Origin of the sequence: Nocardioides sp. Soil777, from assembly GCF_001428425.1 — a bacterium.
In the GTDB taxonomy this organism is placed as follows: Bacteria; Actinomycetota; Actinomycetes; order Propionibacteriales; family Nocardioidaceae; genus Nocardioides; species Nocardioides terrigena.
In genome coordinates, this window is record NZ_LMSN01000017.1 from 95,084 (window position 1) to 120,005 (window position 24,922).

At 72.3% G+C, this 24,922-nt stretch carries 26 protein-coding genes and 1 tRNA gene; 12 read left to right on the top strand and 15 right to left on the bottom strand.

What is annotated here, in order from left to right:
• Window position 1: 1 nt before the first annotated feature.
• The gene (locus ASG88_RS15685; protein WP_056888384.1) at window positions 2-1,129 is read left to right on the top strand and encodes a DUF5938 domain-containing protein; all 1,128 of its coding nucleotides are present in this window, start codon (window positions 2-4) and stop codon (window positions 1,127-1,129) included.
• The gene (locus ASG88_RS15690) at window positions 1,126-2,670 is read left to right on the top strand and encodes an acyl-CoA synthetase (protein ID WP_235534878.1); all 1,545 of its coding nucleotides are present in this window, start codon (window positions 1,126-1,128) and stop codon (window positions 2,668-2,670) included. The genes ASG88_RS15685 and ASG88_RS15690 overlap by 4 nt, the downstream gene beginning before the upstream one ends.
• A 1-nt stretch (window position 2,671) precedes the next feature.
• On the opposite strand, the gene ASG88_RS15695 is transcribed toward ASG88_RS15690, so the two are convergent.
• Window positions 2,672-3,121 (bottom strand): DUF4870 domain-containing protein, encoded by a 450-nt coding sequence (locus ASG88_RS15695; protein ID WP_056888386.1) that lies wholly within the window; start codon window positions 3,119-3,121, stop codon window positions 2,672-2,674.
• A gap of 179 nt (window positions 3,122-3,300) precedes the next feature.
• On the opposite strand from ASG88_RS15695, the gene ASG88_RS15700 reads away from it, so the two are divergent.
• The 3 genes from ASG88_RS15700 (at window position 3,301) to ASG88_RS15710 (ending at window position 5,902) form a co-directional block, all read left to right on the top strand.
• The gene (locus ASG88_RS15700) at window positions 3,301-3,831 is read left to right on the top strand and encodes an ArsR/SmtB family transcription factor (RefSeq protein WP_200956474.1); all 531 of its coding nucleotides are present in this window, start codon (window positions 3,301-3,303) and stop codon (window positions 3,829-3,831) included.
• Window positions 3,828-5,075, top strand: coding sequence for an MFS transporter (locus ASG88_RS15705; RefSeq protein WP_082600538.1), 1,248 nt, complete (start codon window positions 3,828-3,830; stop codon window positions 5,073-5,075). The genes ASG88_RS15700 and ASG88_RS15705 overlap by 4 nt, the downstream gene beginning before the upstream one ends.
• Before the next feature lie 65 nt (window positions 5,076-5,140).
• Entirely contained in the window at window positions 5,141-5,902 is a 762-nt protein-coding gene (locus ASG88_RS15710; protein WP_056888387.1) for an SDR family NAD(P)-dependent oxidoreductase, read from the top strand.
• 89 nt (window positions 5,903-5,991) lie between these two features.
• Here the strand turns inward: ASG88_RS15710 and ASG88_RS15715 are convergent, their stop codons facing one another.
• The 3 genes from ASG88_RS15715 to ASG88_RS15725 are packed head-to-tail and all read right to left on the bottom strand — an operon-like array spanning window position 5,992 to window position 9,011.
• A complete protein-coding gene (locus ASG88_RS15715; RefSeq protein WP_056888388.1) occupies window positions 5,992-7,362 on the bottom strand; it encodes a DUF6226 family protein in 1,371 nt (456 codons plus the stop codon).
• Between the two features lie 9 nt (window positions 7,363-7,371).
• Window positions 7,372-8,046 carry a response regulator gene (locus ASG88_RS15720; protein ID WP_056888389.1) on the bottom strand — a complete coding sequence of 225 codons (675 nt, stop codon included), beginning with the start codon at window positions 8,044-8,046 and terminating at the stop codon, window positions 7,372-7,374.
• Window positions 8,043-9,011 carry a sensor histidine kinase gene (locus ASG88_RS15725; protein WP_056888390.1) on the bottom strand — a complete coding sequence of 323 codons (969 nt, stop codon included), beginning with the start codon at window positions 9,009-9,011 and terminating at the stop codon, window positions 8,043-8,045. Before ASG88_RS15725 ends, ASG88_RS15720 begins: the two co-directional genes overlap by 4 nt.
• A gap of 177 nt (window positions 9,012-9,188) precedes the next feature.
• Here ASG88_RS15725 and ASG88_RS15730 point away from each other — a divergent pair, with 177 nt between their 5' ends.
• From ASG88_RS15730 to ASG88_RS15745, 4 genes are all read left to right on the top strand, one after another.
• Window positions 9,189-9,593, top strand: coding sequence for a hypothetical protein (locus tag ASG88_RS15730; RefSeq protein ID WP_056888391.1), 405 nt, complete (start codon window positions 9,189-9,191; stop codon window positions 9,591-9,593).
• Between the two features lie 199 nt (window positions 9,594-9,792).
• A complete protein-coding gene (locus ASG88_RS15735) occupies window positions 9,793-10,491 on the top strand; it encodes a response regulator (RefSeq protein WP_056888392.1) in 699 nt (232 codons plus the stop codon).
• A 31-nt stretch (window positions 10,492-10,522) separates the two neighbouring features.
• The gene (locus ASG88_RS15740) at window positions 10,523-11,884 is read left to right on the top strand and encodes a sensor histidine kinase (protein WP_056888393.1); all 1,362 of its coding nucleotides are present in this window, start codon (window positions 10,523-10,525) and stop codon (window positions 11,882-11,884) included.
• Window positions 11,885-12,046: 162 nt separating this feature from the next.
• A complete protein-coding gene (locus tag ASG88_RS15745) occupies window positions 12,047-12,901 on the top strand; it encodes an AfsR/SARP family transcriptional regulator (protein ID WP_056888394.1) in 855 nt (284 codons plus the stop codon).
• A gap of 110 nt (window positions 12,902-13,011) precedes the next feature.
• Here ASG88_RS15745 and ASG88_RS15750 read toward each other — a convergent pair.
• From ASG88_RS15750 to ASG88_RS15770, 6 genes are all read right to left on the bottom strand, one after another.
• A tRNA-Ala gene (locus ASG88_RS15750) sits at window positions 13,012-13,084 on the bottom strand.
• 48 nt (window positions 13,085-13,132) lie between these two features.
• A complete protein-coding gene (locus ASG88_RS15755) occupies window positions 13,133-13,789 on the bottom strand; it encodes a histidine phosphatase family protein (RefSeq protein WP_056888395.1) in 657 nt (218 codons plus the stop codon).
• Entirely contained in the window at window positions 13,786-14,226 is a 441-nt protein-coding gene (rsfS, locus tag ASG88_RS15760; protein ID WP_056888396.1) for a ribosome silencing factor, read from the bottom strand. Before rsfS ends, ASG88_RS15755 begins: the two co-directional genes overlap by 4 nt.
• Window positions 14,223-14,849: a nicotinate-nucleotide adenylyltransferase gene (gene nadD / locus ASG88_RS15765; RefSeq protein ID WP_056888397.1), complete on the bottom strand. Its 627-nt coding sequence runs from the start codon at window positions 14,847-14,849 to the stop codon at window positions 14,223-14,225. The genes rsfS and nadD overlap by 4 nt, the downstream gene beginning before the upstream one ends.
• Window positions 14,849-14,998: a hypothetical protein gene (locus ASG88_RS23565; RefSeq protein WP_199907456.1), complete on the bottom strand. Its 150-nt coding sequence runs from the start codon at window positions 14,996-14,998 to the stop codon at window positions 14,849-14,851. Before ASG88_RS23565 ends, nadD begins: the two co-directional genes overlap by 1 nt.
• A gap of 77 nt (window positions 14,999-15,075) precedes the next feature.
• A complete protein-coding gene (locus tag ASG88_RS15770; protein ID WP_056888398.1) occupies window positions 15,076-16,353 on the bottom strand; it encodes a glutamate-5-semialdehyde dehydrogenase in 1,278 nt (425 codons plus the stop codon).
• A gap of 74 nt (window positions 16,354-16,427) precedes the next feature.
• On the opposite strand from ASG88_RS15770, the gene ASG88_RS15775 reads away from it, so the two are divergent.
• Window positions 16,428-17,987 (top strand): hypothetical protein, encoded by a 1,560-nt coding sequence (locus ASG88_RS15775; protein WP_157559771.1) that lies wholly within the window; start codon window positions 16,428-16,430, stop codon window positions 17,985-17,987.
• 13 nt (window positions 17,988-18,000) lie between these two features.
• Here the strand turns inward: ASG88_RS15775 and ASG88_RS15780 are convergent, their stop codons facing one another.
• From ASG88_RS15780 to ASG88_RS15800, 5 genes are all read right to left on the bottom strand, one after another.
• On the bottom strand, window positions 18,001-18,732 hold the full coding sequence (locus tag ASG88_RS15780) for a dienelactone hydrolase family protein (RefSeq protein WP_056888400.1): 732 nt from the start codon (window positions 18,730-18,732) through the stop codon (window positions 18,001-18,003).
• A 100-nt stretch (window positions 18,733-18,832) separates the two neighbouring features.
• Window positions 18,833-19,786 (bottom strand): electron transfer flavoprotein subunit alpha/FixB family protein, encoded by a 954-nt coding sequence (locus ASG88_RS15785; protein ID WP_056888401.1) that lies wholly within the window; start codon window positions 19,784-19,786, stop codon window positions 18,833-18,835.
• Window positions 19,787-19,800: 14 nt separating this feature from the next.
• Complete coding sequence (locus tag ASG88_RS15790; protein ID WP_056888402.1) at window positions 19,801-20,592, bottom strand: electron transfer flavoprotein subunit beta/FixA family protein; 792 nt, start codon at window positions 20,590-20,592, stop codon at window positions 19,801-19,803.
• A 162-nt stretch (window positions 20,593-20,754) separates the two neighbouring features.
• On the bottom strand, window positions 20,755-21,105 hold the full coding sequence (locus ASG88_RS15795) for a hypothetical protein (protein WP_235534879.1): 351 nt from the start codon (window positions 21,103-21,105) through the stop codon (window positions 20,755-20,757).
• A 62-nt stretch (window positions 21,106-21,167) separates the two neighbouring features.
• Window positions 21,168-21,959: an enoyl-CoA hydratase/isomerase family protein gene (locus ASG88_RS15800; RefSeq protein WP_056888403.1), complete on the bottom strand. Its 792-nt coding sequence runs from the start codon at window positions 21,957-21,959 to the stop codon at window positions 21,168-21,170.
• Between the two features lie 69 nt (window positions 21,960-22,028).
• Between ASG88_RS15800 and glgX the strand changes: the two genes are divergently transcribed.
• Both glgX and ASG88_RS15810 read left to right on the top strand, forming a co-directional pair.
• A complete protein-coding gene (gene glgX, locus ASG88_RS15805; RefSeq protein WP_056888624.1) occupies window positions 22,029-24,191 on the top strand; it encodes a glycogen debranching protein GlgX in 2,163 nt (720 codons plus the stop codon).
• Window positions 24,188-24,874, top strand: a complete 687-nt coding sequence (locus ASG88_RS15810) for an ion channel (protein ID WP_056888404.1) — start codon at window positions 24,188-24,190, stop codon at window positions 24,872-24,874. Before glgX ends, ASG88_RS15810 begins: the two co-directional genes overlap by 4 nt.
• Window positions 24,875-24,922 lie beyond the last annotated feature (48 nt).

Sequence of the window (24,922 nt, forward strand, 5' to 3'; positions counted from 1 at the left end):
CATGACCGACAAGCCCGTCGTCGTCTACGGCGCCTCCGGCTACACCGGCCGGCTCATCTGCGAGTACCTGCGCGAGTACCGCGTCCCCTTCGTGGCCGCCGGCCGGGACGCCGACAAGGTCAAGGCCTCGATGGAGATCAACGTGGCCGGCATCGAGACCGCCGACTACGAGGTCGTCGAGGTCAGCCACGACGTCGAGGCGCTGACCCGGCTGTTCTCCGGCGCCTCCGTGGTGCTCAACACCGTGGGCCCGTTCAGCAAGTGGGGCCCGGAGGTGGTCGAGGCCTGCCTCTCCGCGGGCGCGCACTACACCGACACCACCGGCGAGCAGGACTGGCTGATCACCTGCGACGAGCAGTACGGCGCGGACTTCGCCGCCGCCGGGCTGCTGCTGGCCCCCGGCATCGCCCAGATGTACACGACCGGCGAGATCGCCGCCGAGGTCGCACTCGAGACACCGGGTCTCGACACCCTGGACATCGCGGTCTTCTGGGGCGGGAGCCCGACCATCGCCTCGACCCAGACCATCCTGTTCAACGCCGCCCTGTCCGGGGCGCACTACCTCGAGCAGGACACCTACGTCCCCTTCGACCCCGAGGCCGGGCACTACCAGCTGGCCATCCCGGGCCAGCACGAGCTGGCGCTGGCGCTGCCGTGGGGCGGGACGTCGCACCCGGTCTGGTACCGACGCGACCCGCGCGTCGCCAACGTCAAGGCCCTCGGTGGGGTCTTCAACAAGGCGCTGATGATGGGTGTGCCGCAGATCGTGGCCGGCGCCATCGAGGCGACCAAGGACATGGACCCGGACGAGAAGTACGCCGCACTGGCCGCGACCGCAGCCCAGGTGATGAACGTGATGCCGCCCCGGGAGAACCCGCGCCTCAACAAGTCCCTCGACTCGGTGCACGCCTCGGGTCCCCTCGGCCGGGCGCACTGCGTGATCCACGGCAACCAGAACTACAAGCAGACGGGGCTCCTGCAGGCCTTCGCGGCGTACTCCCTGCTCCAGCAGGCTCCGCGGCGGGTGGGCTTCGCGTCGGGGTGCCAGGCCTTCGGGCACCGCGAGCTGCTGTCGGTCCTGCGCAGCTTCGGGCTGGTGTCGCCGCCGGTCCTCACCGTGGAGGGATGAGGCCGGTGCGGCTGGTCGACTACCTCGACAAGGGCGCGTCCCTGGGACCGGACGCACCCTGCCTCACCACCGACGGCGTCACGAGGACGTACGCCGAGGTGCAGGAGCTCGCCGGTCGGGTCGCCGGCGCTCTCCGCGCGCGCGGGGTCGCACCCGGCGACAAGGTGGCGATCCTGTCGGCCAACGACCCGGTGGCGTTCACCTGCGTCTTCGGGATCAGCCGCGCGGGCGCCGTCTGGTGCCCGGTCAACCCGCGCAACGAGGCGGCCGAGAACCGCGAGCTGCTGGAGCTCTTCGACTGCACGGTGCTGGTCTTCCAGGAGCACTTCGCACCGCTGGTCGACGCCATCCGGGGCGACCTGCCGCGGCTCACCACGCTGGTGTGCCTCGACGGGGGCGTGGAGTGGGCCACCTCCTGGGACGACTTCCTCGACGCCGGGACGGCGTCGTACGCAGCGGTGGACCCCGTCGACGACGTGGCCATGATCGTGGGGACCGGCGGCACCACCGGGCGGCCCAAGGGGGTGCAGCTCACCGGCACCAACCTCGAGACGATGACCGCCATCACGTTGATGAGGTACCCGTTCGAGGGGCGCCCCGTCTACCTGGCCCTGGCGCCGCTCACCCACGCGGCGGGCGTGCTCTGCTTCCCCGTGCTGGCCCTCGGCGGGGAGGTGGTGGTGATGCGCTCCCCCGACGTGGGCGCGTTCCTCGGACTCATCGAGGAGCGCCGGGTGACGCACACGTTCCTGCCGCCCACCGTGATCTACATGGTGCTGGCGCACGAGCGGCTGGCGAGCACGGACACCTCGTCGCTCCAGTGCTTCTGGTACGGCGCCGCCCCGATGTCGGCGGCCCGGCTCGAGGAGGCGCTGATGCGGATCGGGCCGGTCATGGCCCAGCTCTTCGGGCAGACCGAGGCACCGATGATGATCTCGACGATGGCCCCCCGCGACCACTTCCTGCCCGACGGCACGGTCGCCCACGCACGGCTGTCATCGGCGGGGCGCCCCGCTCCGCTGGTGACGGTCTCCATCATGGGCGCGGACGGGACCCTGCTCCCCCGCGGCGAGACCGGCGAGATCGTGGTGCGCAGCTCCCTGGTGATGGCGGGCTACTACCGCGACCCCGCGGCGACGGCCGAGGCGTCGGCACACGGCTGGCACCACACCGGCGACGTGGGCTACCTCGACGACGACAACTTCCTGTTCATCGTCGACCGGGCCAAGGACATGGTCATCACCGGCGGGTTCAACGTCTACTCCACGGAGGTCGAGCAGGCGCTGATGGCCCACCCGGACGTCCAGGACTGCGCGGTCGTCGGTCTCCCCGACGACCGCTGGGGCGAGCGGGTCACGGCGGTGCTGCAGCTGCGCGAGGGGCACGACGTCGACACCGAGGAGGTCGTGGCCTTCGTCAAGGCGCGCATCGGGAGCGTCAAGGCGCCCAAGCAGGTCGAGGTGTGGCCCGACCTGCCGCGCTCCAAGGTGGGAAAGGTGCTGAAGACGGACATCAAGGAGCGCCTCCAGCACCACCCGTGAGTCAGCGCACGAAGCGGGGCGTCATCGGCGGGTCCCACCACTCGCCGTTGTTGGCCTTGATCGCGCCGAGCAGGTGCATCACGAAGGCGAAGACGAGGGCGATCGCGTAGGTGGCGAAGCCGACCAGGATGAGCATCAGCGGGATCGAGATCAGCAGCACGATGCCGGTGATGATCTGGACGTTGAGCGAGTTGGCGGCGTGCTGGCGCACGAACGGGCCGCGGTCCTTGTACATCAGGTAGATCACCAGCGACCCGACGAAGCCGAGCAGGCCCGCGGAGAGCACCATCGCGATGAGGGGCACCCCGTGGGCGACGGCGCCGAGGGTGCGCTCCTGTGCCGGCGAGATCGACGACTGCGGGGCGGTGTAGTCGGGCTGCTGGTGCGACGGCGGCTCGTAGGCGGGCCGGTCGCCGTAGGGGTTCACCGGGTCCTGGGGTGTCTGGCTCATGGGGGACCTCCTTGGTCTGTGACTCCCACTCAACCACGCGATCGGGTGGAATCCACCGGGTTTCGGGGGTGGTTCAGGGTCGACTCAGGGGCCGACCCGGGTCGACCCCCCAAGAACTGCTTGACAGTCCGTTCCGGTCCGGGTCACGATGACCCCCCAACGACTGGTGGAGGGTTGACGTGGAGGGCACGGACAAGGACGCGATCTCGTCCCTGCGGTCAGTGGCGCACCCGGTGCGGCTGCGGATCCTCTCGATGCTGACGGCGCAGCCGATGAGCGCCGCCGAGGTGGCCCGCGAGCTGGACCTCACGCACGCCAACGCGTCGTACCACCTGCGCGTGCTCCACGACGCGGGCGAGCTCGTGGTGGAGAGCGAGGAGAAGATCCGCGGGGGGACCGCCAAGCGCTACCGGTACGTCGTGGGCGGCGACCCGACGCGCCCGCCCGGTCCCCCGAGCGTCGAGGACGGCATCGCCTGGCAGCAGGCGACACACACCGAGGTGATCCGCCGGATGACCCATCGCGTGAAGGGACCCTCGAGCTCCTCCGACATCGAGACGTGGGTGACGCCCGAGACGTGGCGCGCGGCCATCGATCTGGTGTCGCAGGCCATGGTGCTGCTCCACGAGCAGGCACGGCCCGCGCGCACGGAGGGCACCCTCCACGTCAGCGCGTCGTCGCAGGCTTTCGTGATGGGCGACCCGGAGTGACCTGGGCCGACGGCCTGGCGCCCCTGCGCGAGCGCGGCTTTGCGTGGTACTTCGCCTCGCGGTTCACCAACACGCTCGGCTCGACGATGGCCAACATCGCTCTGGCCTTCGCGGTGCTCGACCTCACCGACTCGGCCTCCGCGCTGGGGCAGGTGCTCGCCGCGCACACGATCCCCATGATCCTGCTGCTGCTGTGGGGCGGCGTCATCTCGGACCGGTTCCCCCGCACCCTCGTGCTGCAGGTGTCCAACGTCGCGTCGGCCGCCTCCCAGGGCTTCCTCGCCTTCCTGGTGATCACCGGCACCGCCGAGCTGTGGATGCTGATCGTGCTGACGGCCGTGCACGGCGCGGTCTCGGCGATCTCCTTCCCGGCGATGGCGAGCATGGTCCCCCAGCTGGTCCCCCGGTCCCAGCTCCAGCCCGCCAACGCCCTCCTCTCGCTCACCCGCAACGGACTGACCGTCCTCGGACCGACGACCGGTGCCCTGCTGGTCGTCACCATCGGCTCGGGATGGGCCCTGGCCGTCGACGCGGCGATGTGGCTGCTCTCCGCGCTGCTGCTGCTTCCGGTCAGGATGCCCGCGCGGGAGAAGAAGCAGTCGTCCAGCACCGTCGCCGAGCTGCGCGAGGGATGGCAGTTCTTCTGGTCCACCACCTGGCTGTGGGCGGTGGTGCTCGGCTTCGGCGCGCTCAACATGATCCACAACGGCGCGCTCTTCACCCTCGGACCCGCCGTCGCCCAGGAGACCATCGGGCGCCAGGGCTGGGGCTACGTGCTCTCCGCCGAGGCGGTCGGCCTGCTCGCGATGGCGGTCGTCATGCTGCGGGTGCCGCTGCGACGGCCGCTCTTCTGGGGCATGATCGCCATCGCCTTCGCGGGGCTGCCGATGGTCATCCTGGGCGTGGACCCGACCCTCGTCGCGCTCGTGGTGAGCGCCTTCGTGGCCGGTGCCGGCATCGAGGTCTTCTCGATGGGCTGGAACCTCGCGATGCAGGAGAACATCGACGACGACATGCTCTCGCGCGCCTACTCCTACGACGCGCTCGGATCCTTCGTCGCGATGCCGATCGGTCAGCTCGCGTGGGGCCCGCTCGGCGTCGCGTTCGGCAACTCCCGCGTGCTGGTCGCCTCCGGCATCGCGTACGCCGCCATCTGTGCGCTCGTGCTCTGCTCGCGGTCGGTGCGCGACCTGCCCCGGCGTACCGCGGAGGACCCGGACCCTGCCCTCACCGCGACGTCATGAGGACCGGTTGCCCGGGCGACCACTCCTCATGACCTCGGGCGCGCCCGCTGGGTAGGGTCGCGGCCATGACGACTCCCGAGATGTTCCGCCTCGACGACAAGGTCGCCATCGTGACCGGCGCCTCCAGCGGCCTGGGCGTGGCCTTCGCGAAGGGCCTGGCCGAGGCCGGTGCCGACCTCGTGCTCGGCGCCCGTCGGGCCGACCGGCTCGAGGAGACGGCCCAGCTGGTCCGCGACGCCGGCCGCCGCGTCCTCACCGTGCAGACCGACGTCGCCGACCCGGACCAGTGCCAGGCGCTCGTGGACGCGGCGATGGCGGAGTTCGGCCACGTCGACGTGCTGGTCAACAACGCCGGCGCCGGCACCGCCGTCCCCGCCACCCGCGAGACGCCCGAGCAGTTCCGCTCCGTCATCGACGTCAACCTCAACGGCTGCTACTGGATGGCCCAGGCCTGCGGCCGGGTCATGCAGCCGGGCTCCTCGATCGTCAACATCTCCTCGGTCCTCGGCATCACCACCGGCGGCCTCCCGCAGGCGGCGTACAGCGCCTCCAAGGCCGGGCTCAACGGCCTGACCCGCGACCTGGCCCAGCAGTGGACCGAGCGCAAGGGCATCCGGGTCAACTCGATCGCGCCGGGGTTCTTCACCTCCGAGATGACCGACACCTACCCCGACGGCTACCTCGACCTCGCGATGCAGCGGGTGCCCGCCCGGCGCAAGGGCGACCCGGCCGAGCTCGCCGCCACGGTGGTCTTCCTCGCCTCCCCCGCCGCCGGCTACATCACCGGGCAGACGCTCCCGGTCGACGGCGGCATGACGATCGCGTAGACACGCGGACGCAACCACTGGCGTCGTGGACACGCGAGCCTGCGGTGGCGCCGTTCACCTGACCAATGTCCGCGTGTCTACGTGTCGCCTCAGAGCCAGGGCTCACCTAGGACGACGCCGGTGGTACGCCGCCCCGCGGCCGCGTCCGCAAGCCACCGCTGCTCCTCCCCCGGCGCGAACACGCCCGTGGCGCCCCAGCCGTTCAACGCCCGGGTGACGACCCGGTCGCCCTCGTGCACGACGTACACCCCGCCGCCCAGCGCCAGCAGGAAGGCGTCGTCGACGGTGGAGAGCAGGTCGGCAGAGCCGGTGTCGCAGGCGTCGCAGCCGCAGTCGGGCTGCCGGTCGAGGACGTGGGTCGGCTCCCCCACGCCCACCAGCACGAAGGCGTCGTCGGCGTCGTCCACCGGCGCCCAGGCCACCACGACAGGCACGGTGCCGTCGCGGCCACGGAGCACGGTCGCCCGGGTCGGGCGCAGGTGCGGGTCCCCCGCCCAGGTGAGCTCCTCCGGCGGCACCGGCGTCGAGGTGCCCAGCCCGGCCGCCACGACCGCCTCCACCCAGGCGTCGGCCCGCACCCCGAGCAGCCGGTAGCGGTCCGGGTGGAGCACCCGCGAGTACTCCTCCTCGAGGGCGGGCTCACCACCCGGGCGCGGGTTCGGCCAGTCGGCCAGGTCCCCACGACGGCGCTCGTACGCCGCGTCGACGGCCGGGAGCAGCGCGGCCGCCCCGAACCGACGCCGGTCCGGCACCACCGTCACCGCGACCTCGTCCAGGTGGAGCTGGACGACCTCCGGCACCGGCAGCTCCAGCGCGAGCGAGGTCGCCGGGCCCTCCCACGACGACACGCCGCCCTGGCCCGGCACCTCCACCGGGAGCAGGGTGATGCCCACCCCGTCCGGATCGCGGAAGACCCGTCGCGGCCAGTGCGACACGGCGACGAACCCCAGGGCCAGCAGCAGGTCGGCCACCCGGTCGGCGTCGGGCGGTGCGAGCGTGACGTACCGGACGACCGGCCCGTCGGCCGGACCGGGAGGCATCGGGGTCGTCCACTCGATCAGGAACGGCAGCCCCGCGTCGTACGGGCCGGAGCCGACGTCGCACATCCGCCACGCGACGGTGTCGCCGTCCGGGGTCAGGCGGGATCCCTCGGTCACCGGTCGCGGCTCGAAGCCCGCGTCGACCAGGAGCGCGCGTGCCACGTCGACGTCGTCGACCGCCACGGCCCACGAGATCGGACCGGACGCCGACCGGACCCGGTCCAGCCACGGGTTGGACTCGTCGCGACCGGGGGCGATGAGCTCCAGGTAGGCCGCACCCGGACCGCGGACGAGCGCGTTGACGGTGCCGACCGGGTGCGCTCCCCCGCGGGCGGCGGGGACCCCGACCTCGGTCCAGCGCGCCACCGCCTCGTCGAGGTCGGCGACGGCGATCACGAGGTGGTCGAAGCGGGCCGGCATGGCGCGAGCCTAGGGATCGATCAGCCCCACGCGCACCGCATACCTGGTCAGCTCGGTGCGGTCGCGCATGCCGAGCTTCTGGAGCACGTTCTCCCGGTGCCGCTCGACGGTGCGGACGCTGATCGTCAGCTCGCGGGCGATCTCGCGGCTCGAGTGGCCCTCGGCGATCAGCTTGACCACCTCGTCCTCGCGCGGCGTGAGCGCGGCCGGGGGCAGCCGCTCGCCCCGGCGCAACCGCTCGAGGTAGTCGCGCACCAGCCGTCGCTCGGAGCCCGGGTAGAGGAACGGCTCGCCCCGCAGAGCCGCGTGGCACGCGTCGACGAGGTCGCGGTCGGCGACCGACTTGAGCACGTAGCCCGACGCCCCCACCTTGAGGCTCTCGAAGAAGTACTGCTCGTTGTCGTGCATCGACAGCATCAGGATGGTCGGCGGCGTGCGCATCCGGGAGATCTCCCGGGCCGCCTGCAGCCCGGTGAGACGCGGCATCGCGACGTCGAGGATGGCGAGGTCGACGGCCAGGTCGCTCGCCGGGTCGCGCAGCAGCGCCACCGCCTCCGCGCCGTCCCCGGCCTCGGCGACCACCTCGAGGTCCGGCTGCGCGTCCAGGATGAGCCGTACGCCGCGGCGTACGAGCGCGTGGTCGTCGGCGAGCAGGATGCGGGCCGGCGTCCCGGGACCGGTCACCGGGGCACCACCGGCACGACCAGGGTCACCACGGTCCCTCCGCCCCCGCGCCGCGCGACGTCGACGGTGCCGCCCACGAGGCCGGCACGCTCGCGCATGCCCCGCAGCCCGGTGCCGTCGTCACCGGACGCGAGGCCGCGACCGTCGTCGCTGACCGTGAGCACGACGTCCTCCCCGCGCGGCGAGAGCCGCACCTCGACCGACGACGCGCCGGCGTGCCGGGCGACGTTGGTCAGCGCCTCCTGCGCCACCCGGAAGACCACGAGCTCCACGGTCTCGTCGAGGTCGGGCAGCGCCGGGCTGATCGCACGCCGGGCGTGGGTGCCGCCGTGCTCGAACAGCTCGGTGGTGAGGGCCGCGAGGGCGCTGCGGAGCCCGAGGTCCTCGAGCACGTGGGGGCGCAGCTGGCGCGCGACGCGGCGTACCTCGTCGAGGCTGTCACGGGCCACGTCCCGGATGCGCCCGACGTCCGCGGGCTCGACCCGTGGCGCGTCGGCGAGCCGGCCCGCCTCGAGCAGGATCGCCGTCAGCGACTGGCCCACACCGTCGTGCAGCTCCTGGGCGATCCGGGCGCGCTCCCCCTCCTGGCCGGCGAGCGCCGAGGCCCCCGCGGCCCGCTGCTCGCGCTCGATCCGGCCCAGGAGGTCGTTGACGGCGGCGGTGACCCGGCCGGCGATCCCGTCATCGCCCTCGGGCAGGAGCTGGATCGGATCGGCCGACAGCTCGTGGTCGAGCCGGTGGACGAGCTGGTCGAACGGTCGCACCAGCGAGCGGACGACCAGACCGTTGGCGACCGCCATCACCGCGAGCCCGATCAGCAGGACCACGACCTCCGAGGCCAGCGGCCGCGCCGACACCGTGGCCGGGGAGAACGCCAGCGCCGCCGTGCCCACCGCGAAGACCAGCAGGTTGACCACCACGACCCGGCGCCACAGGGGGCGGTGGGCCGTGCGGAGCGAGGTCATGGGGGCCAGTCTGTCAGCCGGGTCGCGCCCGTCCGGGGGTCGCGAGGCGATGTGGGTGGCACTCCCCATGGGCCCCCGGAGGCTCCGTGGCGAGACTGGACGTGCGGCGGCCCGACCGTTCCCGAGGCGGCCGGGCCGACCGCGCCACGCGGCCACCGGGTCACCCCAGGAGTTGCCATGGCCTACCTGCTGCTCGTCATCATCGTCCCGCTCGTCGCCTACACCGTCTGGTCGGTACGCCGGGTCACGGAGCCGTGGTTCGACGACGCCCCGCGCCACGCCTGGGCCAGTGCCCGGGCCAGCAGCGCGGACGGTGCCCTGGCCCGCCTCGAGGCCGAGGTGACCTACCGGATCACCGATGCCGGCGTGCGCTCGCCGGAGGACCAGGCCGCCCAGGTCGGCGAGGACGCGCTCCGGCGCGCGATCGTCACCGGCCGGGTGCTCTCGCTCCCCGGGATCGGTGACGAGGTCGCCCTCGGCTCCGATCCTCCGGCTGCCGGCATCGCGGTCGACTCGGTCGTGGTCACGGCCGCCGACGTCGAGATCACCCGGGAGCTGCGCCGGCTGGTCGGCGGACCCTAGGAGCCCCTCGCAGTGCCTACCCAATCTGGGCGGAAAGGCGTCCACCGGGCCGGGGCCGGGGCGTCCGCGGTGGGAGCCTGCAGCATCGCCATGATCTGGACGTCCACCACGCCCGGTCCGGCACGCCGGCCCGGTTGCGGGTGCGCCCGGCCCATCGAGCCGCTCTCGGATCCGACGAGGTCTCATCAGGGGGGATGACATGCAGACCGGGGCGAGGGGGGACGGGACCGGGCAGGTCGACCACGTCCGCACGGCGCGGGCGCGCACCGTCCTCGTGGTCGACGACCACCGCACGGTGGCCGACCTGCTCCGGTTGGCGCTCGACACCGACCAGCGGACACGGTGCATCGGTGTCGCCTACGACCTCCCCACCGCCCGCGAGCTGGCATCGACGATGCTCCCGGACGTGGTCGTCTCCGACATCCAGTTCGCAGGTTCCGACGAGGACGGGGTCGACTTCGCCGCGCACGTCTCTGCCCGGCATCCCGGGACCCTCGTGGTGCTGCTGACCGGCGCCTCAGGGCCCATCGACCTCGTCAAGGTGGCGGCCTCGGGGGTCAGCGCGCTGCTCGCCAAGGACGGGGACCTGGCCGGGCTGCTCACCGCGATCTCCACCACCTCGGGCGGGCAGCTGCAGGTCGACCCCCGGCTGCTGCACGCGTTGACGCGTCCCGTTTCGCCGCCCCCGGTCGAGCTGACCGCCAGGGAGTCGCTGGTGCTGCTCCGCCTGGCCGAGGGGGTCAACGCCCAGCGCATCGCCCGCGACCTGGGGATCCGGACCAGCACGTGTCGCGGCTACATCAAGTCGCTCCTCCACAAGCTGGGCGCCCACTCCCAGCTCGAGGCCGTCGCTCGGGCACGCGCGATGGGACTCCTGGTCGAGGACCATGCCAGGTAGAGGTCAGCGATGGCCGCGCCTGTGGCCGGGGGTGGACGACCCCGCGATCCGGAAGGCACAACGCAGGTTCCTGGGACTGAGCGCGTCCGCCCTGGCCGTTGTCGCCGCCGCGGTGGTGCTGGTGAGCCAGCACGTCGCCGAGGAGGAGGCTCGTCGCGATGCCGCGTCCCGCGCCACCGGCATCGCCCACGGTGTGGCCGGACCCTTCGTGGACGAGCGGGTCCGCGACGGGAGTCCGCGAGCCCTCGCGCATCTCTCCCGGGTCCTGGACGCGAGGATCGCCGAGGGGGGCCTCACGCACGTCGTCCTGTGGAGCACCGACGGCCGCATCCTCTGGGCGGACACCGGGTCGCTGATCGGGCAACGGAGCACCCCCTCGAGCGGCGCGATCGAGGCCCTGCGGACCATGGACAGCGTCGTCCACCTTCCCGGCGAGCGGGAGGAGGCGGCGGAGCAGCGCGAGTACGGCGAGGAGAGCCAGCTCGAGGTGTACGTCGGGATCCGCGACGCCGACGGCGTGCCCCTCGTCTTCGAGGCGTACCTGCCCCCGGACCGGATCGCGGTCGACCGGGCGGCCGTGCTGCCCCAGCTGTTGACGGTCGGCCTGGGGTCCCTGCTCCTCTTCCAGCTGGCGCTCGTCCCGATCGCCTGGCTGCTCGTGCGCCGGGTCGACGACGCACAGCGGGCACGACACCGGATGCTGACGCAGTCGGCTGCGACGTGGGGACATCAACGACGGGTGCTGGCCCAGGACCTCCACGACGGGGTCATCCAGGACCTCGCCGCCATCGGGTACGGCCTGTCGGCGATCGAGGCCCGGGTCTCGGAGGAGCCGGACCTCGGCAACATCACGACCCGGCTGCGGGAGGCCGTCGGCCACGCGGAGGAGGCGTTGCGCACCATGGTGCTCGACCTGATCCCGCCCGACCTGGGTGGCGACGGCCTCGCCCTGGCCGTCGAGGACCTGGGCCAGCGTCCCCGCGCCGCGGGCCTCGACGTGACGATCGACGTCCCGGACCAGCTCCCCTCGTCGGAGACGACCCTGCGCCTGGCCTACCAGGTGGTGAGGGAGGGCCTGCGCAACGTGGACAAGCACGCGACCGCCAGCTGCGTCACCGTGCGGGTGGTCGAGCACGAGTCCGGCCTCCTGGTGGAGGTGGTCGACGACGGCCGCGGCCCGGTGGCAGACGGCGGGACCGCCCCTGCTCACGGCCACGGCCTCGCCCTGCTCGGCAGCGCCCTCGTCGATGCCGGCGGGTGGCTCCGGCTCGAGCCTGCGGAGGGCGGCGGGACCGCCCTGCGCGCCGGCGTACCGCTGCTCACCGACACCGGACCGGAGGCCTGGGAGGGCGCCGGGGTGGCGGAGACGGTCTCCCCGGGTGCCGAGTCCTGACCGTGGCCGGCGTCGTCGCGGTGGCCGTCGGCCTCCGGTCCACCCAACGGGACTCATCGGGCGGCTCACTGAAAATTGGGGGGGCGCACCGTCGCATACGAGGCTGGTGACCGCACCCGCCGACTGTCAGGGTCGTCCGTGAGGACCACGGGGAGGAAGACCATGAAGAGTCAGGTCAGGCTGTTCGGTCCCACCAGCGTTCGACTCGGGGAGCGGCGGGTGGACGGGACAGCCTTCGGAGGCAACAAGCCACGCCAGGTGCTCGCGCTCCTGGCCCTGTCCGAGGGGCGGCCGCTCGGCCGGGACGAGCTCGCGGACCAGCTGTGGGAGGGCCGTCCCCCGGCCGGCCACGTCACCACCCTGCAGGGCTACGTGTGCCTCCTGCGGCGGGCGCTCGCAGCGATCGACGCCGGGCCCTGCCTGGTTACCACCCACGGCGGCTACCTGCTGGACCCCGACCACGTGGAGGTGGACCTCACGACGGCGCGACGCCTCATCCGGGACGGGGGGCTGGTCGGCGTGATGGACGGGTTGGAGATCGCGTCGGCGGGGCTCCTCCCGGGCGACCACTGCACCGCCTGGGCCGATCGGGCCTGCGAGGAGTGGGACCGGGAGCTCGCCCAGGCCGCGCGGGACGCCGCGGCGGGCGCGAACCGCGCCGGGGACCACCTGGCGGCGATCCGCCTCTCCCGAGCAGCGCTGGCGAGGGCGCCGTACTCGGAGGGGGCGCTGCGCGAGCTCATGGTCGCGCTGGGGGCCGTCGGGCAACCCGCGGAGGCGCTCCGGGCGTTCCACGTCACCCGGCAGCAGCTGCGCGCGGAGCTGGGAGTGGAGCCGCAGCAGGCGACCAGCGACCTCTACGTCCGGCTGCTGGGCACGACGAAGGGCTGCACCGCGGACGCACCTCTCCTCGTCACTTTGCTGATGGACGCGCTGCGCGACGTCTCACGGGCGTCGGCGACCGAGCAGGAGACCTGGACACGGGTCGGCCGGATGCTGCTGAGCCGTGCCGGCTGAGCACGATGCGTCGGCCGGGTCACCACGACCTCGGGTGGGCCCGCACGCGTCGGGCCTCCGCACAGACAGATCAGGCCGGGCCCTCACGGGCCCGGCCTGATCGTCGTCGGTGGAGGTGAGGGGACTCGAACCCCTGACCCTCTGCATGCCATGCAGATGCGCTACCAGCTGCGCCACACCCCCAACGGGTGCGTCCTCCGGAGCGGGCTCCGTCGGACAACTCGCAGAATATTAGCCAACCGACTCCCGGGGTGCGAAATCGGGGGTCCTGTTCCACGCGACGAGCCGCAGCGAACCGTCCGGACCGGCGTCGTCGAGCAGCGTGTGTCCGCAGTTGTCCATGCCCCGCAGCGAGGTGGACGCGGTCCGGTCCCACCCGAGCAGCGCGATCGTGGCGACCTTGAGCGCGGCCCCGTGGCCGACCACGCAGGCCGTTCCTCCCGGTTCGACGGACGCGAGCACCTCCCGCAGGGCGGGCAGGATGCGGCCGAGGACGTCGGCGGTCGACTCGGCCCCGGGCACCGCGTCGGCGTGCTCGAAGGAGCCGCCCGCGGCGGCCCACGCCGCGTGCTCGGCAGGGTAGGCCGCCGCGAACTCGGGGATCGTGAGTCCGGCCCGCTCCCCCACGTCGTACTCCCGCAGGCGCGCGTCGTGCCGCACCTCGAGACCGCAGGCCTCCGAGACCGCGGCCGCCGTCGTCGCGGCACGCGCGAGGTCCGAGCTCCACAGGACGTCCGGTCGCAGGGCCGCCACGGCCGGCGCCACGGCCGTGGCCTGGGCGCGACCGAGGTCGTCGAGGCCGATGTCGAGGTGCCCCTGGGCGCGCCCCTCGGCGTTCCAGGCGGTCTGCCCGTGGCGCAGCAGGACCAGGGTGCGAGGAGGGGTCACTCCTCGTCGGGGGGCGTGGTGTCCGTCGTGCCGGTGGTGCCCGCGTGGGCCGCACCGGGGACGTCGGTGACCGCCGGGGTCGTGACGTCGACGGAGATCACCGGGCAGTCGCGCCAGAGCCGCTCGAGGGCGTAGAACTGGCGCTCCTCCTCGTGCTGCACGTGGACGACGATCTCGCCGTAGTCGAGCAGCACCCAGCGACCCTCGCGGTGGCCCTCGCGGCGGATCGGCTTGGCGCCGTGCTCGCGCAGCTTGTCCTCGACCTCGTCGACGATGGCCTTGACCTGGCGCTCGTTGGTCGCGGAGGCGAGCACGAAGGCGTCGGTGATGGCCAGCTGCTCGCTGACGTCGAAGGCGATGACCTGCTGGGCGAGCTTGTCGGCGGCCGCGGCAGCGGCGACCTGGACGAGCTCGATGGCGTGGTCGGTGGCAGTCATGCAGGCTCCTTGGCGGACGTGTCGTCCGCGGTGGTGGTGTAGAGGTCGTGCTTGGCGATGTACTGCACGACGCCGTCCGGCACGAGGTACCAGACGGGTTCGCCGCGACGCTTGCGCTCGCGGCAGTCGGTCGACGAGATCGCCAGGGCGGGGATCTCGACCATGGTGACCTTGGCGGAGGGGATCTTGTCGAGCGTGGCCGGGTCCATCTCGTAGCCGGGCCGGGTGCAGCCGACGAACTGGGCGAGCTCGAACAGCTCGTCCGCGTCACGCCACGTGAAGATGTCGGCCAGCGCGTCGGCACCGGTGATGAAGTAGAGCTCCGCGTCCGGCATCTCGGCGTGCAGATCGCGCAGCGTGTCGATCGTGTACGTCGGTCCCGTGCGGTCGATGTCGACGCGCGAGACCCGGAAGCGCGGGTTGGCCGCCGTGGCGACCACCGTCATCAGGTAGCGGTGCTCGGCGGGCGAGACGTCGCGGTCGGCCTTCTGCCACGGGTCACCCGTCGGCACGAAGACGACCTCGTCGAGGTCGAACCAGGCCTGGACCTCGGACGCCGCGACGAGGTGGCCGTGGTGGATGGGGTCGAACGTGCCACCCATCACGCCCACACGACGGGGCATCAGGAGTGCTCGCGCCCGCCGCCGAATGCGACCAGGGCCACCAGCAGGCCGAGCAGGATCGCCAGGGCGATGGCACCCACGAGGTAGGGGTGGATGGCGGGCGCGTCGTGCGACTCGGCGGCCAGGATCGTCAGGGCGTTCAGCGACATGCCGCGATCCTATCGCCCTGCGGCCTCGCGGCCCGCCTCGGCGCCCGCCCCGTCCGGCCGCCGATCGACACCGGCGATCAGCGCACGTGGCCCTCGCCGACGACGACGTACTTGGTGGACGTCATCTCCGGCAGCCCCATCGGGCCACGGGCGTGCAGCTTCTGGGTGCTGATGCCGATCTCGGCGCCGAAGCCGAACTCGCCCCCGTCGGTGAAACGGGTCGAGGCGTTGACCATCACGGCCGCCGAGTCGACGGCCGCCACGAAGCGCCGGATGGTCGCCTGGTCGCGGGCCACGATCGCCTCGGTGTGCCCCGAGGAGAAGCGCCGGATGTGGGCGATGGCGGCCTCGACGTCGGCCACCACGGCGGCGGAGATGTCGGAGGAGAGGTACTCGGTGGCGTGGTCCGCCTCGGTCGCCGCGACCACGTCGTCGTACTCCGCGAACGCCTCGTCGCCGTGGATGGTGACGTCGTGGGCCCGCAGGGCGTCGATCACCGTCGGCAGGAAGTCGTCCGCGACGTCCTCGTGCACCAGGAGCGACTCGGCGGCGTTGCACACGCTGGTGCGGTGGGTCTTGGAGTTGACGACGATGGCGAGCGCCTGGTCGAGGTCGGCCGACGCGTCGACGTAGACGTGGCAGTTGCCGACGCCCGTCTCGATGACGGGGACGGTCGACTCCTCGACGACGCTGCGGATCAGCCCCGCTCCCCCGCGCGGGATCAGCACGTCGACGAGGCCGCGGGCCCGCATCAGGGCCTTGACCGAGTCGTGGCTGTCGCCGGGGACCAGCTGGACGACGTCCGCGGGCAGCCCCGCGGTGACCACGGCGTCGCGGAGGACGTCGACGATGGCGGCGTTGCTGGAGCGCGCACTCGAGGACCCGCGCAGCAGGACGGCGTTGCCCGACTTGAGGCAGATCCCGGCCGCGTCGGCGGTGACGTTGGGCCGGGCCTCGTAGATCATCCCGACGACGCCGAAGGGCACCCGCAGCTGGCGCAGCTCGAGCCCGTTGGCCAGCGTCGAGCCCCGCACGACCTCGCCCACCGGGTCGGCAAGCCCGGCGACCTCGCGCAGCCCGGCCGCCATCGCCTCGAGCCGGTCGTCGGTGAGGCGCAGCCGGTCGATGATGTGGGCGGGCGTGCCCGCCTCGCCGGCGCGACGGACGTCCTCGGCGCTGGCGGCCAGGACCGCCGGCGCCTGCGCCAGCAGCCCGTCGGCCATGGCGTGCAGGGCGGCGTCCTTCGTCGCGCGGGTGGCCAGAGCCAGGTCGTGGCTGGCGGTCCGCGCCCGGGTGGCGACCTCGCGGACGCCGGCCTCGTGGTCCGCCCGGTCGTCGGCGTGCTCGGTGCTCATGCGTCGAGCGTAGGTCGGTCCCGGCCCCCTCGCAGCCCCGTCTCAGCCGCCGGTGCGGGGTTACGCTGCCCGGCATGACGGGGACTCGGGGACGACTCATGCCCAGGCTGGTCGGCGGCTGCGTCGCCGTCGCCCTGCTCGCCACCACGCTGACCGGGGCGCGTGCCCTCGAGGCGCCGGCACCGGCGGCCGCCGACCTGCCGCGGGAGACGGCGCGCGGGGTCGTGGTCCAGCTCGCCGACGGCGACCGCTTCGAGGTCCGCGTGTCGCGCAACCTGCGGGAGGTGCGAGGCCGGCGGTACGACGCCGCCACCGGCACGTGGGGCGAGCGGACGGTCGTGCTCAGGAGGAAGAACCTCTTCTGCGGCGACGTCGATGCCCGGGCGGCGGGGACGTCGGTGGCGGTGATCGCCCAGTGCGACCGGTTCGGCTACGCCGAGGACACGGCCCCCACCCACTCCCAGGCCCTCTGGTCCGACGACCTGGTGTCCTGGCGGGTGCACCGGCTCCAGGGCGAGGCCTACGAGGAGCCGGGCATCTCCCCCGACGGCCGCTCCGCCGTCTGGCCCCAGTACCAGGGCTACCTCACCCTCACCCCCGCCGAGGGATTCGTCGCCCGGACCATCTCGCTGCCCGGCCAGGAGTACTCCGAGACCGCCACCATCGACGACGACGGCCGCGTCTCGATCCTGTACGGCGCCAACGGGCGTCGGGAGGCGGACTGCCGGTTCGTCGTGGTCACCCGCCTCGGCGACCAGGAGCCCGTCCGGCAGGAGCTCGACGTCCCCGACGCGTGCAGCGACTCGTCCCTGGTCAACGTCGACGCACTCACCGCGGTGTTCGGGGACCGCATCTCCCCCGCCTACGTCACGACGATCGGCCGCCCGGACCCGGCCTCGCCGTGGTCGGTCACCGCGGTCGCACCGGCGTACGCCCCCGGCCTCGTGGAGCGCAGCCGACCGATCGAGACGCTGTTCGTCTCCGCGCCCGGGCTGCCCCTCGTCGCGCTGTCCTCGGCGGACCGCCGAGCCTTCGACGTGCAGGACTACGACCCGGTGGCGCAGCGCTGGGGTGCCGCCCGGCGCCTCGTCGACCTTCCTGGTCCCTGCACCTGGTCGGAGACCTACTCACTCGGTGCCTTCGGCATCCTCGTCGCCCAGCTCAACTGCCAGGGCCGCGGCCGCGCGCTCATCTCGACGGACGGCGTCGCCTGGGCCGACGTCGCGCTGGGCCACCGGCCCCTGGGCGTCTCCCCGGACCGACGGTGGGTGTCCACGAGCACCCGGACCACCACCTCGGTCTTCTCGCGGGAGCTCGGCCGCACCGTGCTGCCGGTGGGGTCTCCGCGCCGGTGCGACGCGGTGGTGCCGTCGGGTCCCGCGGGTGCCCTCCGGCTCACCACCACGCGGAGGTCCGGCTGGCCGTCCCGGCTGCAGGAGTCCACGCCGTCCGGATGGCGGCGTACCGGTGTCGCCGTCCCCCGGGCCCGGGCCCGCAACGACGTCTGCCGCGACGTCAGGCTCGAGCTCTACGACGTGCGACCGGACTACAGCTTCGCCGGCAGGCTGCGGGGCACCACCCTGTCGGTCGTGCCGCGTGGGGACGGCTGGCAGGTCCGCCGCACCCTCTACTGAGCGGGCGGCCGGCTCAGCCGACCGGCAGGTGCTGGGCGAGCCACGCCGTCGTGCGCTCCCACGACAGGCGTGAAGCCTCGGCGTCGTGGAGGAAGAAGTCGGGGTTGTCGAACGCGTGGTCCGCCGTCTCGTAGCCGTGGAACGTCACCTGCTCCAGGGGCTCGAGCGCGTCCCGCACCTGCTCGACGACCGGAGGGGTGAGGAACCGGTCGGCCAGGCCGAAGTGGTGCAGGGAGGGTGCCGTCACCGCCCCGGGCTCGACCACCGTCACGGGCGCGTCCGGCTCGACGAGACCGAGGATGTCCGGCAGGGCCGAGCCGTAGTAGCTCACCAGCACGTCGGGCGACGACTCGGCGGCGACGCTGAAGCCCAGGCCGCCGCCGAAGCAGAACCCGACGATCCCGACGCCGCCGACCACCTCGCTGCGCGCGCCGAGCTGCTCCAGGGCATCGAGGCTGTCGCGGACCGCGGCCTGCCAGTCAGCCTGCTGGAGCAGCGCCAGGGCCTCCTCCAGGGCCTCGGGACCCTCCTCGACCCGGGAGACCCCGAGTCGCCAGAAGAGCTCCGGGACCAGGACGACGTAGCCCAGCCCGGCCAGGTCCCGGGCGCGCTGCTCGATGTAGCGGCTCACCCCGAAGATCTCCTGCAGGAGCAGGATCCCGGGCCCACGGCCGGCCTCCGGCAGCCACAGGTGGGCCGGCATGTCGCCGTCGGGGGTGCTGACCGGGACCGGGGTGCTCGTCATGCCGAGCAACCTAGCGCCCTCGGGCACCGTGCCCCCGTGAAGCGCGAAGGCCCCCGACCGTGGTGGTCGGAGGCCTTCGTCGTACGACGCGGGGTCGGGGTCAGCCCTTGCGCTGGGTGACCTGCTCGGTCGCGGCCGGCAGGACGGTGTGGAGGTCGCCCACCACGCCGAAGTCCACGAGCTCGAAGATCGGGGCCTCCTCGTCCTTGTTGACCGCCACGATCGTCTTCGAGGTCTGCATCCCGGCACGGTGCTGGATCGCCCCCGAGATGCCGTTGGCGACGTAGAGCTGCGGCGACACGGTCTTGCCGGTCTGGCCGACCTGGAACGCGTGCGGCATCCAGCCCGAGTCGACCGCGGCACGCGAGGCACCCACGGCCGCACCGAGGGAGTCGGCGAACTGCTCGATCGGCTCGAAGTTGCCGCCCGTGCCACGACCACCGGAGACCACGATCGCGGCCTCCGTCAGCTCGGGGCGACCGGTCGACTGCCGCGGCTGGGCGGCGATGATCTGCGCCGTCTTCGCCACGTCGGAGATCGTGACCGGGAAGGCCTCCACCGTGGCCGCGCCCTCGGTCTCCTCCGGGGCGGCCGAGTTGGGCTTGACCGTGATGATCGGCGTGCCCTGGGTGACCTTGGCGGTGACGGTGTAGTTGCCCGCGAACACGCTCTGCGTGGTCACCGGGCCCTCCTGCACGTCGACAGCGTCGGTGATCAGCCCGGAGCCGGTCTTGATCGCCAGCCGGGCGGCGACCTCCTTGCCCTCGAACGTCGAGGGGATCAGCACGGCGGCCGGCGAGGTCTTCTCGACCAGCTGCTGCAGCGCCTCGGCCTTGGGGGCCACGAGGTAGCCCTTCAGCTCGGCGTCGTCGATGACGTAGACCTTCTCCGCGCCGTACTTCTTGACCTTCTCGGCCACCGCGTCACCCTGCGCCGGGGCGCCGAAGAACACCGCGGACGGCTCGCCGAGGCGACGGGCGATGGTGAGCAGCTCGTACGTCGGCTTCTTGACCTCGCCCTCGGCGTGGTCGATGACAACAAGAACTTCAGACATGTCTACGCAGCTCCTCAGATGAACTTCTTGGACGCGAGGAACTCGGTCAGCGCCGCAGCGCCCGAGCCGTCCTCGTCCTTGACGATCTCGCCGGCGGTGCGCGGCGGGCGGGCGGTGGTGTCCGCGACCTGCGTCCACGCCACCGACAGGCCGACCTGGTCGGCCTCGACACCGATGTCGGCCAGCGACAGGACCTCCATCGGCTTCTTCTTCGCCGCCATGATGCCCTTGAACGACGGGTAACGGGCCTCACCGGACTGGTCGGTCACCGAGAGCACCAGCGGCATCGTGGCCCCGATGACCTCGGTCGAGCCCTCGTTGTCGCGCTTGATGCGGACCTGGTCGCCCTGCGACTCGATCATCGAGGCCAGCGTGACCTGCGGCAGCCCGAGGCGCTCGGCGAGCATCGCCGGGATGACGCTGCCCGACGCATCCGTCGAGGCCATCCCGCAGATCACCAGGTCCGGTACACCGATCTTCTCGATGGCCTTGGCCAGCACGAGCGAGGTGGCGGCGTAGTCGGAGCCCGCGATCGCGTCGTCGAGGACGTGGACCGCCTTGTCGGCACCCATCTGCAACGCCTTGCGGGCAGCGTCGACGGCCTTCTCCGGGCCCACGCACAGCGCGGTCACGGTGACCTCCTCGTCGGCGCGCTTCTCCTTGAGCTGGAGCGCCTGCTCCACGGCGTACTCGTCGAGCTCGGACAGCAGACCGTCCACGCCGACCCGGTCAACGGTGTAGTCCTCCTCGAAGTGCCGGTCGGCAGTCGAGTCGGGCACGTACTTCACACAGACGACAATGTTCATGGTGTGTGGCCTTTGCGGCCCCTCCTGTGCTGGTTCTCCGTGGGCAGGGGGCCCATCGGATCCGAGGATGGTGTGGTGGCGAGGTTACAAGTCAGTAACCCCACCGCGGAACAGGGTCCGCGGTGGGGTTACTCACAGTGACGCTGTCAGGGACGTCCCGGGTCAGGGACGGATGATCCGGTCCAGGATCCGGCCGATCACGAGCCACGCGACGGCGCCGAGGCCCCAGTTGACGAGGGCGTTCTTGGTCGCGGCGTTCTCCCCCTCGAACTTCATGATCCCGTCGTTGCGGTCGAAGACCCCGAGGTCGACGGCGTCCGCCGCGTCCAGGATGAAGACGACGAGCGCGTTGTCGGTGTTGGCCTTGAGCGCCACCAGCAGTGCTCCGGACGCGAGCGCCAACGCGCACAGCACGCAGACCAGCCAGACCAGCTGGGCGAGGCGGGCGCGCACGGTGGTGACCGCGCTCGCGGCGCTGCGCTTCTTCGTCGAGGTGGTGTCTTCCTTGGCCACTGGGTGGTCCTTCCGGTGCGTGGTCGTGTGCGTGAGCAGGGTCGTGCCGGGGGCGGTCGCGGCTACCGTGCCACGAAGGCCGCCTTGCCCGGCCCCTGCTCAACGAACGACTGCATGCCGATGGCACGGTCCTCGGTGGCAAAGAGTGCGGCGAACTGCTGGCGCTCGATCTCCAGGCCGGTCTCGAGGTCGACCTCGAGGCCCCGGTCGATCGTCTCCTTGGCCGCGCGGACGGCGTACGACGCGGCGTTGCTGAACTGGCCGGCCCAGGCGAGGGCGGTGTCGTACACCTCGGCCGCCGGGACCACCCGGTCGACGAGGCCGATGGCCAGCGCCTCGTCGGCGGCGACGAAGCGGCCGGTGAAGATCAGGTCCTTGGCGCGGCTGGGACCCACCAGGCGGGTGAGCCGCTGCGTGCCGCCGGCGCCGGGGATGATCCCGAGCAGGATCTCCGGCTGCCCGAGCGTCGCGTCGTCGGCCGCGATCCGGATGTCGGCGCAGAGGGCGAGCTCGCAGCCGCCGCCGAGGGCGTAGCCGTTGACCGCCGCCACCACCGGCTTGGGGATCCGCGCGACCGCGGAGAAGGCGGACTGCAGCCCGCCGGAACGCTTGACCATGTCGGTGTAGGACATGTCGGCCATCTCCTTGACGTCCGCCCCGGCGGCGAAGACGCGCTCGCCGCCCCAGACCACGACGGCCTTCACGTCGTCGCGCTCGGTCGCCTCGTGGGCGGCGGCCCGGATCTCCTCCTGCACCTGCACGTTGAGCGCGTTCATCTTGGGCCGGTCGAGGCGCATCGTGGCCACTCCGTCGGCCACCTCGAGCCGGACGAACTCCCGGGTTGCGTCAGTCATGTCGCTCCTTCGTGCTCTGTGCGTGGTCCTCTGGAAGGTCGAGTCATTCAATCAGGGACAATGCCGGGCGTGACACCGGGAATGTGGGAGCACCACGACGAGACGACCGAGGTGTGGCCGGGTCGCAACTGGCCGCTGGGCGCGACATGGTCGCCGGAGTCGACCAACTTCGCCGTCTACGCGCCGCTGGCGCGTGCCGCCTGGTTGTGCCTGTACGACGACCGCGACGCCGAGCGCCGCATCGACCTCACCGAGCACTCCCTCGGCATCTGGCACTGCGCCGTCCCCGACCTGCGCCCGGGCACCCGCTACGGCTACCGCATCGACGGCGACTGGGACCCCGACCGCGGTCTGCGCTTCAACCCGGCCAAGCTGCTCCTCGACCCCTACGCGTCCGCGATCGCCGGGGACCTCACGGTGCACCCCGCCCTCTACGGCTACGACGTCGACCACCCGGAGCTGCGCAGCGACCTCGACTCCGCGCCGTACACCGCGCGCAGCGTGGTCGTGGACCCCGCCTTCGACTGGGAGGGCGACGTCCCCCAGCGCCGGCGCTGGCGCGACACCGTCATCTACGAGCTGCACGTCAAGGGCATGACCGCCCTGCACGACCGCGTCCCCGAGCACCTGCGCGGCACGTACGCCGGGCTGGCGACGCCCGCCGTCGTGGAGTACCTCCACGACCTCGGCGTCACGGCCGTCGAGCTGCTGCCCGTGCACCAGTTCTTCAGCGAGCCGGCGCTGGCCGAGCGCGGGCTGGTCAACTACTGGGGCTACAACTCGCTGGGCTTCTTCGCCCCCCACAACGCCTACTCCTCCTCCGGCGACCGCGGGCAGCAGGTCGCGGAGTTCAAGCAGATGGTCAAGGCGCTGCACCAGGCGGGCATCGAGGTGATCCTCGACGTCGTCTACAACCACACGGCCGAGGCCGGACCCGACGGTCCGACGTTGAGCTTCCGGGGCCTCGACGACCTGGGCTACTACCAGCGCGTCGTCCAGCGCGACCCGCGCGCCGAACCTGCCCCCGACACCTACTGGGACGTCACCGGCTGCGGCAACACCGTCGACGCCAGCCGCACCCAGAGCCTGCGGATGATCCTCGACTCGCTTCGCTACTGGGTCAGCGAGATGCACGTGGACGGCTTCCGCTTCGACCTGCTGAGCGCGCTCACCCGCACGGGCCAGGAGATCGACCTCGGCAGCCACCTGATGACCGCGATCGGGCAGGACCCGGTGCTGCGGCACGTCAAGCTCATCGCCGAGCCCTGGGACGCCTCGATGGACGGCTACCGCGTCGGGGAGTTCCCGCCTCCGTGGGTGGAGTGGAACGACCAGTACCGCGACACCGTCCGCGACTTCTGGCGCCGCCACACCTCCGGTGTGCGGACCGTGGCGACCCGGCTCGCCGGCTCGAGCGACCTGTACGCCGACGACGGGCGCTCGCCGTACGCCTCGGTCAACTTCATCACCGCCCACGACGGCTTCACGCTGCGCGACCTGGTGTCCTACAACCTCAAGCACAACGAGGCCAACGGCGAGCAGAACCGCGACGGCACCGACAACAACCGGTCGTGGAACTGCGGGGTCGAGGGCGAGACCGACGACCCGGACGTGATCGCGCTACGGCGTCGCCAGGCGGCCAACCTCATGGTGACGCTGTGCCTGTCCAACGGGGTGCCGATGCTCACCGCCGGCGACGAGCGGGGACGCACCCAGGGCGGCAACAACAACGCCTACGGCCAGGACAACGCCACCTCGTGGATCGACTGGCGCCCCGACGACGCGTGGCTCGACGTCTACGAGATCACCAAGACGGCGCTGCGCCTGCGTCGCGACCACCCCGCTCTGCGACAGCGGCACTGGTTCGAGGGACGACCGGCCATCAAGGGCGGCGCCAAGGACCTCGCCTGGATGCACCCCGACGGCCGGGAGATGACCCCCGACGACTGGCACGACGACGCCCTGCACACGGTGGGGATGTTCGTCTCCGGCGACCCGCTCCGCTCCCCCGGCCCGCGCGGGGAGCAGCTGCGCGACTCGTCGTTCGTCATCTGGCTCAACGCCTCCCCCGACGACGTCACGGTGCGGCTGCCCCGCAACGAGTGGGTCAACAAGGGCGAGGTGGTCCTGTCCACCTGTCCGCACAACCCGATCGGCACCGTGGTCACCTCGGGCGGCTCGCTCGAGCAGGAGGCGCGCTCGGTCGTGGTGATCCGGGAGGTCAAGGCATGAACTGGCGCACCATCCCGGTCATCAGGCACCCCTGCGCGGACCTGCTGATCGTCCAGCTGCTGGGGATCCTCGTCTACCCGTTCCTCGGCGACGCACCGCTGGGCCGGGCACTCTTCTCGATCTTCGCCCTCTTCGTACTGGTCCTGGCCGTCTTCGCCGTGCGGATGACGCCCGCCCTGAGCTGGATCTCGGGCGTCCTGGGCGTGCCGGTCGTGGTGTTCACCATCTGGGAGGCCGTCGACCCCGGCGTGGAGGCCGTGGTGCTGTGGTCGGCCGTCTTCCACGCGGCGTTCTACTTCTACACCGCCTACGCGCTGCTGCGGTACATGTTCGACGACCACATCGTGACCACGGACGAGCTCTACGCCACCGGCGCGACGTTCACGGTGGTGGCGTGGGGCTTCGCCTACGTCTACCTCGCCGTCGACGTGGTCGTGCCCGACTCGTTCACCGCCGTCGGCGACCCGCTGCAGGCCAGGGCGTGGTTCGAGATGCTCTACCTGTCGGTGACCACGATGACCAGCCTGGGACTCTCCGACATCGTGCCGGTCCGCCCGCACGCCCGTTCCTTCGTGATGATCGAGCAGATCGCCGGGATGCTCTACCTCGCCCTCGCGGTGGCCCGGATCATGGCGCTCACCGTCGCCCGCAGCACCGCCCGCGAGGAGCGCCGGCGCGGCTGAGACGCGACTCACCCACCGCCCCGGAGGGACGGTGGGTGAGGTGGGCGT

Coding starts and splice junctions, on each gene's coding strand:
- ASG88_RS15790 (WP_056888402.1), bottom strand. CDS start 20,592: ATGAACATTGTCGTCTGTGTGAAGTACGTGCCCGACTCGACTGCCGAC.
- ASG88_RS15800 (WP_056888403.1), bottom strand. CDS start 21,959: ATGACTGACGCAACCCGGGAGTTCGTCCGGCTCGAGGTGGCCGACGGA.
- ASG88_RS15735 (WP_056888392.1), top strand. CDS start 9,793: ATGCAGACCGGGGCGAGGGGGGACGGGACCGGGCAGGTCGACCACGTC.
- ASG88_RS15780 (WP_056888400.1), bottom strand. CDS start 18,732: ATGACGAGCACCCCGGTCCCGGTCAGCACCCCCGACGGCGACATGCCG.
- ASG88_RS15715 (WP_056888388.1), bottom strand. CDS start 7,362: ATGCCGGCCCGCTTCGACCACCTCGTGATCGCCGTCGCCGACCTCGAC.
- rsfS (WP_056888396.1), bottom strand. CDS start 14,226: ATGACTGCCACCGACCACGCCATCGAGCTCGTCCAGGTCGCCGCTGCC.
- ASG88_RS15810 (WP_056888404.1), top strand. CDS start 24,188: ATGAACTGGCGCACCATCCCGGTCATCAGGCACCCCTGCGCGGACCTG.
- ASG88_RS15730 (WP_056888391.1), top strand. CDS start 9,189: ATGGCCTACCTGCTGCTCGTCATCATCGTCCCGCTCGTCGCCTACACC.
- ASG88_RS15745 (WP_056888394.1), top strand. CDS start 12,047: ATGAAGAGTCAGGTCAGGCTGTTCGGTCCCACCAGCGTTCGACTCGGG.
- ASG88_RS15775 (WP_157559771.1), top strand. CDS start 16,428: ATGACGGGGACTCGGGGACGACTCATGCCCAGGCTGGTCGGCGGCTGC.
- ASG88_RS15710 (WP_056888387.1), top strand. CDS start 5,141: ATGACGACTCCCGAGATGTTCCGCCTCGACGACAAGGTCGCCATCGTG.
- ASG88_RS15785 (WP_056888401.1), bottom strand. CDS start 19,786: ATGTCTGAAGTTCTTGTTGTCATCGACCACGCCGAGGGCGAGGTCAAG.
- ASG88_RS15770 (WP_056888398.1), bottom strand. CDS start 16,353: ATGAGCACCGAGCACGCCGACGACCGGGCGGACCACGAGGCCGGCGTC.
- ASG88_RS15695 (WP_056888386.1), bottom strand. CDS start 3,121: ATGAGCCAGACACCCCAGGACCCGGTGAACCCCTACGGCGACCGGCCC.
- ASG88_RS23565 (WP_199907456.1), bottom strand. CDS start 14,998: ATGTCGCTGAACGCCCTGACGATCCTGGCCGCCGAGTCGCACGACGCG.
- nadD (WP_056888397.1), bottom strand. CDS start 14,849: ATGCCCCGTCGTGTGGGCGTGATGGGTGGCACGTTCGACCCCATCCAC.
- ASG88_RS15725 (WP_056888390.1), bottom strand. CDS start 9,011: ATGACCTCGCTCCGCACGGCCCACCGCCCCCTGTGGCGCCGGGTCGTG.
- ASG88_RS15690 (WP_235534878.1), top strand. CDS start 1,126: ATGAGGCCGGTGCGGCTGGTCGACTACCTCGACAAGGGCGCGTCCCTG.
- ASG88_RS15685 (WP_056888384.1), top strand. CDS start 2: ATGACCGACAAGCCCGTCGTCGTCTACGGCGCCTCCGGCTACACCGGC.